Source organism: Burkholderia sp. MSMB1826 (assembly GCF_001526325.1).
Classification (GTDB): Bacteria; Pseudomonadota; Gammaproteobacteria; order Burkholderiales; family Burkholderiaceae; genus Burkholderia.
The window spans coordinates 160763-175424 of the sequence record NZ_LOYN01000050.1 but is presented as its reverse complement, the minus strand read 5'-3'; the positions used below and the strand labels follow the sequence as shown (position 1 = coordinate 175424).

Sequence of the window (14662 nt, the reverse complement as noted above, 5' to 3'; positions counted from 1 at the left end):
CGCGCCGATCGCCGTCGCCGGCGCGGCAGTCGCCCGGCGCGACGTCGACGCCGCCTGACGCGCGACGACGCGGCTCGCGCGTCCCGTGCGCGACCTATGCCTGAACCACCACCCGATACCGGGTGGTTTGCCGATAGACGTCGCCCGGACGCACGATCGCTTCGTCGCGCAAGCCGTCCATGTTGACCTGATCCGGAAAGCCGCCCGCTTCGACGCACAGTGCCGCGTGTCGGGCGCACCGCGTGCCGCCGCTCACGCGCACGTCGTCGAGATAGTTGCCCGTATAGAGCTGCAGGCCGCGCTGATCGGTCGACACGGTCAACTCGCGGCCGCTCTCCGGATCGTAGACGCGTGCGACCGGCCGGACCTCGCGCGCGCCGTTGCCCACGACGAAGCAGTGATCGAAGCCGCGTGCGCGCGCCAGTTGCGCATGCGGCCAGTCGAGGCGCGCGCCGAGCGGCGCGCTTTGCCGAAAATCGAACGCCGTGCCCGTCACGTCGGCCGTCCCGATCGGAATCAGCGCATCGTCCACTTCGAGGAACGCGTCGGCGTCGATATGCAGCAGATGGCCGCGCACGTCGCTGCCTGCGCGCCCGTTCAAGTTGAAGTAGCTGTGATTCGTCAGGTTCAGCGGCGTCGGCGCATCGGTCCAGCCCGTATAGTCGATCGTCAGCGTGCCGTCGTCGTCGAGCGTGTAGCGAACCTGCACGCTCACGTTGCCGGGGAATCCCGCGTCGCCTTCCGGCGAATCGAGCCGCAGCGTCAGCCCGCCGTTATCGTCGAGCACGTCCCACCGCGCGCGATGAAAACCGTTCGCGCCGCCGTGCAGCAGGTTGCCGTTCTCGTTGCGGTCGAGCAGGTAGTCGACGCCGTCGAGCGTGAAGCGCGCGCCGGCGATCCGGTTCGCCCATCGGCCGATCGTCGCGCCGAGATAGACCCCGGATTCGAGGTACTCGGCCGGCGTGTCGTGCGCGAGCACGATATCGGCAAAGCGCCCCGTGCGGTCGGGCGCGAGCCACGACACGACGGTCGCGCCGAGGTCGCTGACGACGACGCGCATCCCGTGCGCGTTGCGCAGCGTATAGCGCCGCACGGGCTCGCCGTCGGGCAACGCGCCCCACGGCTCGGCATGCACGCGTGCCACGCCGGGCGTCAGGTATGAGGAATCGGTATCGATGTGCATGAGTGGATGTCGGATGGGCGGCGGGCGTCAGTTCGTGGCGGCCGCGCGTTCCTGATATTCGCGCGGCGTGCAGCCGAGTTCGCGCCTGAACACCGCGTACATGTACTGAAGCGACGTGAACCCGCAACGGATCGCGACTTCGGCGCTCGACGCCTGCCGGCCGGCGAGCAGCGCCTGCGCGGCTTCGAGCTTGTGGCGCAGGATCTCCTGGTGCACGGTGCGCTGCAGTTCGCGCCGGAAGTGCTCCTCGAGCAGCGAGCGCGATACGCCGACATAGTCGGCGACCTGTTCGGTCTTGATCCCCTGGCACGCGTACTGGCGGATGAAATGCCGCGCACGCATCACGTGCGGGCTCGCGAGCGGCTGGTGGCGCGTCGATTCGAGCACGTTGATGCCGACCGGCGGCACGAGAATCCGCTGCCCGGGAAAGCGCGCGCCGCGCAGCATCCGGTGCAGCAGGTGCGCGGCGGTGCGGCCCATTTCCTCGGTGCCCTGGATCACCGACGACAACGGAATGCGCGTGAGCGTGCGCGTGAGCGGATCGTTGTCGATACCGATGATCGCGACCTGTTCCGGCACCGCGATGCCGGCGATCAGGCACGCCTGCAGCAGGTGCCGCGCGCGCGCATCGGTCACCGCGATCACGCCGACCGGCTTCGGCAGCGCATGCAGCCAGTCGATCAGTTGTTCGATCGCGTGATTCCAGCCCGACGCACTCGTCGACAGCCCGCGGTAGATCGGCGCGTCGAGCCCGTCCGCGCGCGCGAGCCGGTCGAACGCCAGTTCGCGCTGCTGCGCCCAGCGGTTCTCCTGCGCGACCGGCAGGCTGTACATCGCGAAATGCGCGAGTCCCGCCCCGATCAGGTGCGTATAGGCGAGCGACACGAGCTTCGGGTTGTCCGTCGCAATATATGGGACGCCGTCCGGGTATTGCGCCGGATCCTCGTACGACGATCCGATCGCGACGATCGGCAGCGGCGAACCGGCGAGCGCGTCGGCGACGGCGGGGTCGTCGAAGTCCGCGATGATGCCGTCGCCGTCGAAACGCTCGATCCCGGTGAGCCGGCAGCGGAAATCGTCTTCGAGGAACAGATCCCACACGACGCGCGTCGTGTGCAGATATTGGCCGATGCCGCTGATGATCTCGCGGTCGTAGACCTTGTTCGCGTTGAACAGCAGCGCGATGCGGTGCGGTGTCTGGGCGGATGGGGCGCGTGTCATCTCGGTGTCGGGTGAGCGCGTCGGGCGCCGTTGTCTCCGGGGCGCGCTCATGGAGGCGGCGCGCGGTGTACGGCGATTGTAGGACGGAACCTGCGCCGCGCGAACGCGGCTGGCAAGAAACATCAAGCGCGCTGCGCAATTTCGCAATTGCCGGCCGGCAGGCGCGCGGGCACGATCCAGCCAACGAATTCGGCTGCGTACGTCGTCCCGACGTGCGTTGCGCTGCAACAAGAACCTGCACGGAGACGCCATGTCGTATTTCGAACACATTCCCGCGATTCGCTACGAAGGTCCGCAGTCGGACAACCCGCTCGCCTATCACCATTACGACCCCGAGCGGCGCGTGCTCGGCAAGACGCTCGCCGAGCATCTGCGGATCGCGGTCTGCTACTGGCACACGTTCGTGTGGCCGGGCCACGACATCTTCGGGCAGGGCGCGTTTCAGCGGCCGTGGCAGCAGCCCGGCGACGCGCTCGAACGCGCGCGGATGAAGGCCGACGCCGCATTCGAGTTCTTCACGAAGCTCGGCACGCCGTTCTATACGTTTCATGACACCGACGTCGCGCCGGAAGGCGACAGCCTGCGCGAATACGCGGCCAATTTCGCGCGGATGGTCGACTATCTCGCCGAGCGTCAGCAGGCAACCGGCGTGCGGCTGTTATGGGGGACCGCGAACCTGTTTTCGCACCCGCGCTTCGCGGCCGGCGCCGCGACGAACCCGAACCCCGACGTGTTCGCGTGGGCCGCGACCCAGGTGCGCCATGCGCTCGACGCGACCCATCGGCTCGGCGGCGAGAACTACGTGCTGTGGGGCGGCCGGGAAGGCTACGAGACGCTGCTCAATACCGACCTGAAGCGCGAGCGCGACCAGTTCGCCCGCTTCCTGTCGATGGTCGTCGAGCACAAGCACCGGATCGGCTTCAAGGGTGCGCTGCTGATCGAGCCGAAGCCGCAGGAGCCGACCAAGCATCAGTACGACTACGACGTGGCGACGGTGCACGGCTTCCTCGTGCAGTACGGACTGCAGAACGAGATCCGCGTGAACATCGAAGCCAATCACGCGACGCTCGCGGGCCATTCGTTCCATCACGAGATCGCGAACGCATTCGCGCTCGGCGTGTTCGGCAGCGTCGACGCGAACCGCGGCGATCCGCAGAACGGCTGGGACACCGACCAGTTCCCGAACAGCGTCGAGGAACTGACGCTCGCGTTCTACGAGATCCTGCGCCACGGCGGCTTCACGACCGGCGGGATGAACTTCGACGCGAAGGTGCGGCGCCAGAGCATCGATCCGGAAGACCTGTTTTACGGTCACGTCGGTGCGATCGACGTGCTCGCGCTCGCGCTCGAACGCGCGGCGGTGCTGGTCGAGAACGACCGGCTCGACGCACTGCGCCGGCAGCGCTACGCGCAGTGGGACAGCGAGTTCGGCCGCAAGATCCTGTCGGGCGGCTATACGCTGGAGTCGCTGGCGGCCGACGCGCTCGCGCGGGGCGTCAACCCGCGGCATGCAAGCGGCGCGCAGGAGCGGCTCGAGAACATCGTGAACCAGGCGATCTACGGGCTGCGCTGACGCCATGTACATCGGACTCGATCTCGGCACGTCGGGCGTGAAGGCGGTGCTGCTCGACCGCGACGGCGCGGTGCGCGCAAGCGCGGGCCGCCCGCTCGCGGTGAGCCGGCCGCAGCCGCGCTGGTCCGAGCAGGCGCCGCGCGACTGGTGGGACGCCGCATGCGGCGCGCTCGCCGCACTCGTGTCGGACGCGCGCACGGCCGGCATCGACCCGCACGACATCGATGCGCTCGGCCTGACCGGACAGATGCACGGCGCGACGCTGCTCGATGCCCACGGCGACGTGCTGCGCCCTGCGATTTTGTGGAACGACGGCCGCGCGGATGCCGAGTGCGAGGAACTCGAACGGCTCGCGCCCGCGCTGCGCACGGTGGCGGGCAATATCGCGATGCCGGGGTTCACGGCGCCCAAGCTGCTGTGGGTGCGCCGTCACGAGCCCGACGTGTTCGCGCGCATCGCCTACGTGCTGCTGCCGAAGGATTATCTGCGCTACCGGCTGACCGGCGCGTTCGCGACCGATCCGTCGGACGCCGCCGGCACGCTGTGGCTCGACGTCGCGAAGCGCGACTACGACGACACGTTGCTCGCGGCCTGCGGGCTGTCGCGCGCGCAGATGCCGGCCGTCTTCGAGGGCAATCGCATCACCGGCACGCTGCTGCCGGCCGTCGCGCGGGCGCTCGGCCTGCGCGAGATCCCGGTGGTGGCCGGCGGCGGCGACAACGCGGCCGGCGCGGTGGGCGTCGGGATCGTGCGGCCCGGCGACGCGCTGCTGTCGCTCGGCACGTCGGGCGTGTATTTCGCGGTGTCGGACGGGTTCCGCGCGAATCCCGAATCGGCGGTGCACAGCTTTTGTCATGCGCTGCCGGATACGTGGCACCTGATGTCCGTGATGCTGAACGCGGCCGGCTGCGTCGACTTCACCGCGCAACTGGCCGGTTACGACGGCGTCGCGGCGCTGCTCGACGATGCGGAAACGAACGCACGCGCGAGCCGCCCGTGGTTCCTGCCGTACCTGAGCGGCGAGCGCACGCCGCACAACGACGTGAACGCGAAGGGCGTGTTCTACGGGCTCACGCCGGACACGCGGCGCGCGGATCTCGCGAACGCGACGCTCGAAGGCGTCGGCTTCGCGCTGCTCGACGGCATCGACGCGCTGCATGCGGCCGGGCTCGCGCCCGACAACATCACCGTGATCGGCGGCGGCTCGCGCAGCGCGTACTGGACGCAGATGCTCGCGGACCTGAGCGGCCGTGCGCTGACGCTGCGCGCGGGCGGCGAAGTGGGGCCGGCGCTCGGCGCCGCGCGTCTCGCGCATCTCGCGCTCGAACCCGATGCGGCGCTCGCCGACGTGTGTCCACAACCGCCGGTCGTCGCGGTGCGCGAGCCCGACTCCGCGCGGCACGCGTGGTATCGCGACATGCGGCGGCCGACGTTTCGCGCGCTGTATCGTGCGCTCGAACCGGTGTTTGCGACGGACGCGTGACGCACGTCGCCGTGATTCGATGCGGGCGGTGCAATCCGGCGGCCGCCCGCGGTTCGTGAGGTGGTTCCATAACAAGGAGTGGAGACATGAAATCCGTGACGCGTCGTACCGTATTGAGTTCGCTTGCCGGCGCCGCCGCGCTGGCGATCCTCGCGCTGGGCACGCCGCTCGCCCACGCGAGCAAGGACAAGCCCGAGATCGGCTTCTGTATCGACGACCTGCGCGTCGAGCGCTGGTCGCGCGATCGCGACTATTTCGTCGCGGCCGCGACGAAGCTCGGCGCGAAGGTGTCGGTGCAGTCGGCCGATGCGAGCGAGGAGCGGCAGATTTCGCAGATCGAGAACCTGATCTCGCGCGGCGTCGACGTGATCGTGATCGTGCCGTTCAACTCGAAGACGCTCGGCAACGTCGTCGCCGAAGCGCGCAAGGCCGGCATCAAGGTCGTGTCGTACGATCGCCTGATCCTCGACGCGGACGTCGACGCCTATATCTCGTTCGACAACGAGAAGGTCGGCGAGCTGCAGGCGCAGGGCGTGTTCGCCGCGAAGCCGAAGGGCAATTATTTCCTGCTGGGCGGCGCGCCGACCGACAACAACGCGAAGATGCTGCGCGAAGGGCAACTGAAGGTACTCAAGCCCGCGATCGACCGCGGCGACATCAAGGTTGTCGGCCAGCAGTGGGTGCCCGAATGGAGCGCGTCGACCGCGCTGCGGATCGTGGAGGACGCACTGACCGCGAACAACAACAAGATCGACGCGATCGTCGCGTCGAACGACGGCACGGCCGGCGGCGCGATCCAGGCGCTCGCCGCGCAGCATCTGGCCGGGAAGGTGCCGGTGTCCGGGCAGGATGCCGATCTGGCCGCGGTCAAGCGCGTGATCGCCGGCACGCAGACGATGACCGTCTACAAGCCGCTGAAGCTGATCGCGAGCGAAGCCGCGAAGCTCGCGGTCGATCTCGCGAAGGGCACGAAGCCCGCGTTCAACGCGCAATACGACAACGGCAAGAAGAAGGTCGATACGGTGCTGTTGCAGCCGACGCTGTTGACCAAGCGCAACGTCGACGTCGTCGTGAAGGACGGCTTCTATACCCAGGCCCAGCTGGCGAGCCAGTAAGCGTACGACGGGCGCGACGCGCGGTCGCCGCGACGGCGGCCGCGCTTACTGCGAGGCATGAACGAATGACGGAACCCTTGCTGACGATGCGCGGCATCGTCAAGGCCTTCGACGGCGTGAAGGCGCTCGACGGCATCGACCTGACCGTGCGGCCCGGCGAATGCGTCGGGCTGTGCGGCGAGAACGGCGCGGGCAAGTCGACGCTGATGAAGGTGCTGTCGGGCGTGTACCCGCACGGCACGTGGGACGGCGAGATCCGCTGGGAAGGCGCGCCGCTCGTGGCGTCCGGCGTGCGCGACACCGAGCGCGCGGGCATCGCGATCATCCATCAGGAGCTGATGCTCGTGCCCGAGCTGTCGGTGGCCGAGAACATCTTCCTCGGCAACGAGATCACGCTGCCGGGCGGGCGCATGAACTTCGCGGCGATGGTGCGGCGCGCCGAGGAGCTGCTGCACGAATTGCGGATCGACACGATCAACGTCGCGCAGCCGGTGATGAACTACGGCGGCGGCCACCAGCAGTTGATCGAGATCGCGAAGGCGCTGAACAAGCACGCGAAGCTGCTCATCCTCGACGAACCGTCGTCGTCGCTGAGCGCGTCGGAGACGCGCATCCTGCTCGACATCGTGCGCGACCTGAAGCGCCGTGGCGTCGCGTGCGTCTACATCTCGCACAAGCTCGACGAGGTGGCGGCCGTATGCGATACGGTCACCGTGATCCGCGACGGCCGCCATGTCGCGACCGAGCCGATGAATGCGCTGACGACCGACCGGATCATCGCGATGATGGTCGGCCGCGAGATCCGCGACCTGTATCCGCGCGAGCCGCACGAGATCGGCGACGTCGTGCTCGACGTGCGCCACGTGACGTGCCGCGACGTGACGAACGCGCGCCGCAAGCGCGTCGACGACGTGTCGTTCAGCGTGCGGCGCGGCGAGATCGTCGGCGTGGCCGGGCTGGTCGGCGCGGGCCGCACCGAGTTGATGCAGGCGATCTTCGGCGCGTATCCGGGCGCGTGCACGGCGAGCGTGACGATGAACGGCCGGCCGCTGTCGATCCGCTCGCCGGCCGACGCGATCCGCGCCGGCATCGCGATGGTGCCGGAGGACCGCAAGCGCCACGGCATCGTGCCGCAGCTCGGCGTGGGGCACAACATCACGCTGGCGGTGCTGCAGCGCTTCGCGGCGCGCGGGCGGATCGACGCGGCCGCCGAGCTCGACGCGATCCGCACCGAGATGCAGCGGCTGTCGGTGCGCGCCGCGCATCCGTTCCTGTCGATTGCGAGCCTGTCGGGCGGCAATCAGCAGAAGGCGGTGCTCGCGAAGATGCTGCTGACCGAGCCGCAGGTGCTGATCCTCGACGAGCCGACGCGCGGTGTCGACGTGGGCGCGAAGGCCGAGATCTACCGGCTGATCTTCGCGCTGGCCAAGCGCGGTGTCGCGCTGATCGTCGTGTCGTCGGAACTGCCGGAGGTGCTCGGCCTGGCCGATCGCGTGCTGGTGATCGGCGAAGGCGAGCTGCGCGGCGATTTCGTCAACCAGGGCCTCACGCAGGAACAGATTCTCGGCGCCGCGCTGAAGCCCGCGCGGCTGCCCGCCGAACCCACCGCAGCGAGTGCGACATGAATTCCGAACTTTCTTCCTCGACCCCGGCGACGCCGGATGCGGACGCGCGGCGTCCGGACGGCCGCGCGCCGCGGCTGCCGTTGCGCCACGTCTTCACGCGCTACAAGGTGCTCGCGCTACTGTTCGCGGTCGTCGCGATCTGGGCGTTCTTCTCGGTGCTGACGGACGGCGCGTTCGTCACGCCGCGCAACGTGTCGAACCTGCTGCGGCAGATGTCGATCACCGGCATGCTCGCGTGCGGCATGGTGTTCGTCATCATCGCGGGCGAGATCGACCTGTCGGTCGGCTCGCTGCTCGGGCTGCTCGGCGGCGTCGCCGCGATCCTCGACGTCAACCGCCACTGGCCGGTCGCGGCGACGGTTCCGGCCGTGCTCGCGCTCGGCGTGCTGATCGGGCTCTTCAACGGCTGGTGGTCGACCTATCGGCGCGTGCCGTCGTTCATCGTCGGGCTCGGCGGGATGCTCGCGTTTCGCGGCATCCTGCTCGGCGTGACGGGCGGCTCGACGATCGCGCCCGTGTCGGACGGCTTCGTGTTCATCGGGCAGGGCTATCTGCCGCGTCTGGCCGGGGACGGCCTCGCGGTCCTGCTGTTCGCGGTCGCGACGCTGCTGGTGGTGCGGCAGCGCGGCACGCGGCGGCGCTACCGGCTCGCGGTCGCCCCGTTGTGGCAGGACGTCGCGAAGATCGTCGGCGCCGGCGCGGTGCTGTTCGCGTTCGTCGCGACGCTCGATCGTTACGGCGGTATTCCGGTGCCCGTGCTGCTGCTGCTCGTGCTGCTCGGCGTGTTCTCGTGGATCGCGACGCAGACCGTGTTCGGCCGGCGGATCTATGCGGTGGGCTCGAACCTGGAGGCGACGCGGCTGTCGGGCGTCGACACCGATCGCGTGAAGCTCGCGATCTTCGCGCTGATGGGGCTGATGTGCGCGTTTGCCGGCCTCGTCAACACGGCGCGGCTCGCGGCCGGGTCGCCGTCCGCCGGCTCGATGGGCGAACTCGACGCGATCGCCGCGTGCTTCATCGGCGGCACGTCGATGCGCGGCGGGTCGGGCACGGTCTACGGCGCGCTGATCGGCGCGCTCGTGATGGCGAGCCTCGACAACGGGATGTCGATGCTGGACGTCGATGCATACTGGCAGATGATCGTCAAGGGCGCGGTGCTCGTGCTGGCGGTGTGGATCGACGTGGTGTCGCGGTCGAACCGGCGGTGACGAAGCCGTGTCGGGCGCGCGTCGACCAAGAGGACGACCATGGAGCGAAACGCGAAGCGCTTGTCGGACGTTTCCGTGCCGGCGCCCGGGCCGTTCGCGGTGCCGGAGGCCGGGTCCGTGATTGGCCTGGATGATCGGCGCGACCGGCAGGTGATCGCGGGGGCACTGCGCGCGCTGCTGCGCGAGCGTTGCGAGGCGCTCGGCGAAGCGCTTACCGAAGCGCTTGCAGAAGCGCTTGCAGAAGCGCTCGCCGAAGCGCTCGCGTTCGCGATGCGCGCCGCCGACCCGGGTTGCCGCGCCGCGACCCGCCGCGCCGCGCATCATGGCAGCGGCGCGCCCCATGCCGCCGTCACGTCGCCGCCGAGCCGCCATTCGCTCAACGGGCGGCGCGGCGCGATGATCGCCGGCAGGCGTCGGTCGTGAAAGCGTGCGTAGTACGGCTCGACCCAGCTCAGTTCGTCGCGGAACGTCCACGGGAACAGGTCCTGCTTGATCGGCGTGATCTTCCTGAAACTCGCGGGATCTTCCACCGCGTCGATCACGAGGTTTGCGAGGCGGCCGATCGCGCCGTCGTTTTCGCGGTAGAGATCGATGTTGCGCCGCTGGACGAGTTCGGCCGCGAACACGAGCGGCAGCAGCGCGAACGTGTGATAGTGAAGCGCGCGGTCGCCGCGCTTGACCTCGCGCTCGAGCGAACCGTCCGGGCGGATGTCGCGAATGCCTTCGCGCACCCGCAGCAAGCCCGAATCGATCAGGCTTGCATTGTCGGTCACGGTGCCGATCGCGATCAGGTCGAGCCCGGCCCAATACACGAGATTGTTGTGCAGATGGTTGATCGCCTCGGCATTGCGGGTCGCGATCGCGATGCGTTCGAGCCACGGGTCGATCGCGTTGAATGCCGCGCGATTCGCTTCGCGCAACCCATACGGCATGCGCAGGATCACCATCGCGAAATCGGTGCCGGCCCACGAACGCTCGTAGTCGCCCTGATAGCCGGAGATCGGGCCCATCAACGCATCCGATTGCGCCCAACCGTCGAGTAGCGTCAACGCGCACGACCAGTCGCCGCGATCCGCCGCCGCGTTCAGCTTCGCGACGAAGTCGCGCATCGGCTTCACGTCGCGCGCATAGCCGCTGGGGTCGTCGTAGTAGCCGGGCGGGTCGATCGTCCGCACGGGAGGCGGCACTTCGCATGCATGGCTGGCGGCGGCCGTGCCGACGAGTGTGCCGACGGCGAACAGGACGGCGGACAAGGTTCGAACGGAAAGGGCGCGCATGGGGGCTCGACGGGGAAGTTTCGGGCGGGACGCAGGACCGAAGGCAGTCTAGCGCCCGGGGCTTTCGCGCGGCTTTCCACGGTGAGCCGTTGCCGATCCGGCCCGGCTGGCCGTCGGTGCGATGCGTCGCACGTGGCGGCTGCGCATGACAGGCGATACGCTATTCTGTCGTCCTCGACTGCCGGCCCGTTCCGATGAAGCGTCCGTCGTTCTCCACCCGACTCGTCATGCTCGGGGCACTCGGCGCGGCGCTCGGCCCGCTGCCGGGCGGCGTGCTCGCGCAGCACGTCGGCTATCCGGCCGCGTTCGTCGTGCCGGGCGCCGTGTCGACAGGCTCGCTCGCGCTGCGGCTCGGTCATGCGCGCTCGCTGAGCAGCGTGTGCGGCAAACCCGCCGACTCGTCGGCGACGTCGTCTTGAAAGCCGTTTCGATCCTCGTGCCTCCGTCGACTTGCCCATGAATCCTGTTTCGCTTGCCTGGCTGATTTCCGCGCTCGCCACCGCGGGCGTCATCACGCGTCCGTTCGGCTGGCCCGAGGCCATCTGGGCCGTGAGCGGCGCGCTGCTGCTGGTCGTGTTGAACCTGTTGCCCGTCGCGCAGGCGCTGGACGCCGTCGCGAAGGGCGGCGACGTGTACCTCTTTCTGACGGGCATGATGCTGCTGTCCGAGGCGGCCCGTCGCGAGGGGCTGTTCGACTGGGTCGCGACGCACGTCGTCAATCTCGCGCAGGGTTCGTCGCGGCGATTGTTCGCGCTGATCTACGGGGTCGGCGTCGTCACCACGGCGTTCCTGTCGAACGACGCAACCGCCGTCGTGCTGACGCCCGCGGTCCTTGCCGCCGCGCGCCGGGCGAAGGCCGACCCGATGCCGCTGCTGTACAGCTGCGCGCTCGTCGCGAATGCCGCGAGTTTCGTGCTGCCGATTTCGAATCCGGCGAACCTGGTGCTGTATGGCGCGCACATGCCGTCGCTCGGCCCATGGCTCGCGCACTTCGCGGCGCCGTCCGTCGCATCGATCGCGTGCACGTTCGTCATGCTGCGGATCGTGCAGCGACGTGCGTTTTCCGGCGGTTGCGAGTCGGGGCTGCCGGTGCAGCCGCTGACGCGCGGCGGGCGCATCACGCTGGCGGGCATTGCGGCAACGGCCGTCGCGCTGATGGCGGTGTCGGTCCTGGATCGTCCGCTTGGATTGCCGACCGCGCTGGCGGGTGTCGTCACGGTCGCGTGCGTGGCGATGCGGGATCGTGCGGCATGCGTGCCGATCGTTCGCGGGATTTCGTGGAGCGTGCTGCCGCTCGTCGCGGGGTTGTTCGTCGTCGTCGAGGCGCTCGACCGGACCGGCGCGGTGCGCGTACTGGCGGGGCTGCTGCACGCGCTGATGCAAAGCGGCGAGCACGTCGCCGCGGCGGCGGCGGGCGTCGCGGTCGCGCTGGTGTCGAACGGGGTCAACAACCTGCCGGCCGGGCTGATCGCGAGCTCGACGATCCAGGCTGCGCACAGCCCGCGAACGGTGGTCGATGCGATCCTGATCGGCGTGGATCTCGGCCCGAACCTGTCGGTCACCGGTTCGCTCGCGACGATTCTGTGGCTGGCGGCGATGCGGCGCGAAGGGCTGCAGGTCGGTTTCCGTACGTTCCTCGCGGTCGGGGCGTGCGTGATGCCGCCGGCGCTGCTGCTCGCGCTGGGCGCGCGGTTCGCGGTCGGCGGCTGACGCGAGATCCCGGTCAGCCGCCCCGGTCGACTCAGAACGAGTAGGCGAGCGACGCGAACAGGCTGCGCGGCGCGCCCGGCGTGACCCACAGGCTGTTGTACGAGCTGACGTAGGTCGTGCGATTGAACAGGTTGTTCAGCACGACCGACGCACGCAGGTGCTTGTTGACCTGAAGATAGCCGTTGAGTTGCACGGTCGCATAGGCCGGCAGCTCGAAGCCGTCCTGCGTGTTGGCCGTGTTGCCCGCGCGGCGTCCGACGTAGATCACGCCGGCACCGGCGCCGGCCTTGTCCGCGAACGGCAGGGTCGTCTCGTACATGAGCAGCGCGCTGCCGCTCAACCGCGGTACGTCGACGAGGCGCGAGCCGGGCGCCAGCACGGTATCGCGCGTGACCTCGGCGTCGACGTACGCGAAGTTGGCGATGCCGCGCAAGCCGTGACCGAGGTCGCCGCTCCATTCGAATTCGACGCCGCGGCTGCGCACTTCGCCGGCCGCGCGCGAGAAGCCGGCATTGGCCGGATCGGCGGTGAGCACGTTGCGCTTGGTGACGTAGAACGCCGAGACGGTCGTGAGCCAGCGCGTGCCCGCCCATTTCGCGCCGGCTTCGTAGCCGTGGCCCTTTTCGGGATCGAACGCGCGGCCGTTGATGTCGGCACCGTTGTTCGGCCGGAACGAATACGCGGTGTTCGCATACAGCGACAACGCCGGGCTCATTTCATACACGACGCCGAGACGCGGGCTCAGCGCGGTTTGCAACTGGCTCGTCGTCACGCTCTTCAGGCGGTTGTCGATCGACTGGTGGAAGCGATCCCAGCGCAGCCCGGCCAGAACCTTCCAGTGCGGCCCGAACGCGAGCGTGTCCTGCGCGTAGACGCCTTGACCGTCATCGCGTTCGAGCAGGTTGGTCGCGGTGCGTGGCGTCGGCGCGGGCTGGCCGTAGACCGGATCGAAGATGTCGATCGCATACGGCGCGGCGGCGGTCGGCGTGGAGCGCGTGACGAACTGGTCGTAGTTGAAGCGGTACGCATCGACGCCCATCACGAGCGTATGGCCGATGCCGCCCGTGCGGAACGAGCCGGTGGTTTCGAGGCGGCCTTGCAGGTCGTTCGAGTGAAACGCGACTTGCCGGTAGCGGCGCCACAGCGTGCGGCCGTCCGGTTGCAATGCGAACGCCTCGGACGAGCGCCCGGACAGATCGGTCGTGCGTTGCGCGACGCCGGCATTGACCGACCAGCTGGAACCGATGAGATGTTCGAGCGTGAGTTGATGGCCCGTGTTGCGCACGTCGTAGTCGCCGTCGCGCGGCTCGCCGAGGAAGCGCGACGCGGGGATCGCGCCGAGTTGCCCGTTCACCGCGAGCACGCCGCGATCGAGCGGCGCGCGCTGACGCGCACTCTCGAACTCGTAGTGGAGCGTCGTGTCGGCGCCGATGTCCCACGTGAACGACGGCGAGAACAGGTAGCGTTTGCTCGACACCGTGTCGCGAAAGCTGCCGTTGTTCTCGTTCATCGCGACGAAGCGGTACGCCAGCGATTTCGTGACGGGGCCGGTCGAATCGAGCGTCTGGCGCAATGCGCCGTAGCTGCCGGCCGACACGCCGATGGTGTTCGCGCGTGCGAACTGCGGCTGCTTCGTCGTGTAGCTGATGATCCCGCCCGGATCGCCGCGGCCATACAGCGCGGACGCCGGCCCCTTGAGCACTTCCATGCGCTCGAGGTTGACGGTGTCGCGCGGCACGCTCATCCCGCGATTCCACGAGAAGCCGTTGACCAGATAGTCGGTGCCGGACGTGTTGCCGTCGCCGGCGAAGCCGCGCACCGCGTAGTTGTCCCACAGGCCGCCGAAGTTGTTCTGGCGCGAGACGCCCGCGACCCAGTCGTAAAGATCGTCGCCGCGCGTGGCGGCCACGGTCTGGATCAGCTTCGTGTCGACGCTGCTGACCGCGAACGGAATCTCCATCACGTCCGCCTCGCTACGCGTCGCGCTCGTCGATTCGCGTGTGCGAAACGGCGTCGTCGCGCGTTGCGCGGATACCTCGATGGTCGGCAGCGCCGCTTCCTGCGCGTCGGCGGCGCCCATGCCGGCAGTGCCGACGACGATGGCCATCGGTGCGGCCGCCCAGTTCCTCCTGCTCATACTCCTCCCTTTTTAGTGTGTTTCGCGTTCGGGCACGGCGGGCGGCCTCGCGCCGACATCGGTGTTCCAAACAGTACATTTGCGCGGCAATTTAATGCAAATGAGAGGCATTTGCAATCGTAATTTTGAG

11 protein-coding genes and 1 pseudogene are annotated in these 14662 nt (G+C 68.8%); 8 read left to right on the top strand and 4 right to left on the bottom strand.

Features of this window, described 5'->3' with window-relative positions:
* Nucleotides 1-94: 94 nt before the first annotated feature.
* Together WS95_RS28620 and WS95_RS28615 are read right to left on the bottom strand one after the other, a co-directional pair.
* A complete protein-coding gene (locus tag WS95_RS28620) occupies nt 95-1183 on the bottom strand; it encodes an aldose epimerase family protein (RefSeq protein ID WP_059827395.1) in 1089 nt (362 codons plus the stop codon).
* Nucleotides 1184-1210: 27 nt separating this feature from the next.
* Nucleotides 1211-2404, bottom strand: a complete 1194-nt coding sequence (locus WS95_RS28615) for a XylR family transcriptional regulator (RefSeq protein ID WP_059827393.1) — start codon at nt 2402-2404, stop codon at nt 1211-1213.
* Nucleotides 2405-2654: 250 nt separating this feature from the next.
* On the opposite strand from WS95_RS28615, the gene xylA reads away from it, so the two are divergent.
* The 6 genes from xylA to WS95_RS28585 all read left to right on the top strand — a co-directional run bounded on the left by xylA (nt 2655) and on the right by WS95_RS28585 (nt 9831).
* Nucleotides 2655-3977: a xylose isomerase gene (xylA, locus tag WS95_RS28610; protein WP_059827521.1), complete on the top strand. Its 1323-nt coding sequence runs from the start codon at nt 2655-2657 to the stop codon at nt 3975-3977.
* Nucleotides 3978-3981: 4 nt separating this feature from the next.
* Nucleotides 3982-5460 (top strand): xylulokinase, encoded by a 1479-nt coding sequence (gene xylB, locus WS95_RS28605; RefSeq protein WP_059827391.1) that lies wholly within the window; start codon nt 3982-3984, stop codon nt 5458-5460.
* A gap of 86 nt (nt 5461-5546) precedes the next feature.
* Entirely contained in the window at nt 5547-6575 is a 1029-nt protein-coding gene (gene xylF / locus WS95_RS28600) for a D-xylose ABC transporter substrate-binding protein (RefSeq protein WP_059781758.1), read from the top strand.
* 65 nt (nt 6576-6640) lie between these two features.
* Entirely contained in the window at nt 6641-8200 is a 1560-nt protein-coding gene (gene xylG / locus WS95_RS28595) for a D-xylose ABC transporter ATP-binding protein (protein ID WP_059827389.1), read from the top strand.
* Nucleotides 8197-9408: a sugar ABC transporter permease gene (locus tag WS95_RS28590; RefSeq protein ID WP_059781762.1), complete on the top strand. Its 1212-nt coding sequence runs from the start codon at nt 8197-8199 to the stop codon at nt 9406-9408. The genes xylG and WS95_RS28590 overlap by 4 nt, the downstream gene beginning before the upstream one ends.
* A 39-nt stretch (nt 9409-9447) precedes the next feature.
* Complete coding sequence (locus WS95_RS28585) at nt 9448-9831, top strand: hypothetical protein (RefSeq protein WP_059827387.1); 384 nt, start codon at nt 9448-9450, stop codon at nt 9829-9831.
* On the opposite strand, the gene WS95_RS28580 is transcribed toward WS95_RS28585, so the two are convergent.
* Entirely contained in the window at nt 9729-10685 is a 957-nt protein-coding gene (locus WS95_RS28580; protein ID WP_059827386.1) for a mannuronate-specific alginate lyase, read from the bottom strand. The genes WS95_RS28585 and WS95_RS28580 overlap by 103 nt on opposite strands.
* Before the next feature lie 239 nt (nt 10686-10924).
* Between WS95_RS28580 and WS95_RS28575 the strand changes: the two are divergent.
* Nucleotides 10925-11104, top strand: a pseudogene (locus tag WS95_RS28575) (MFS transporter); the annotation flags it as partial.
* Between the two features lie 37 nt (nt 11105-11141).
* On the top strand, nt 11142-12395 hold the full coding sequence (locus tag WS95_RS28570; protein ID WP_059781769.1) for an arsenic transporter: 1254 nt from the start codon (nt 11142-11144) through the stop codon (nt 12393-12395).
* A gap of 31 nt (nt 12396-12426) precedes the next feature.
* Here WS95_RS28570 and WS95_RS28565 read toward each other — a convergent pair whose 3' ends face one another.
* Nucleotides 12427-14532, bottom strand: a complete 2106-nt coding sequence (locus WS95_RS28565; protein ID WP_059827382.1) for a TonB-dependent siderophore receptor — start codon at nt 14530-14532, stop codon at nt 12427-12429.
* Nucleotides 14533-14662 lie beyond the last annotated feature (130 nt).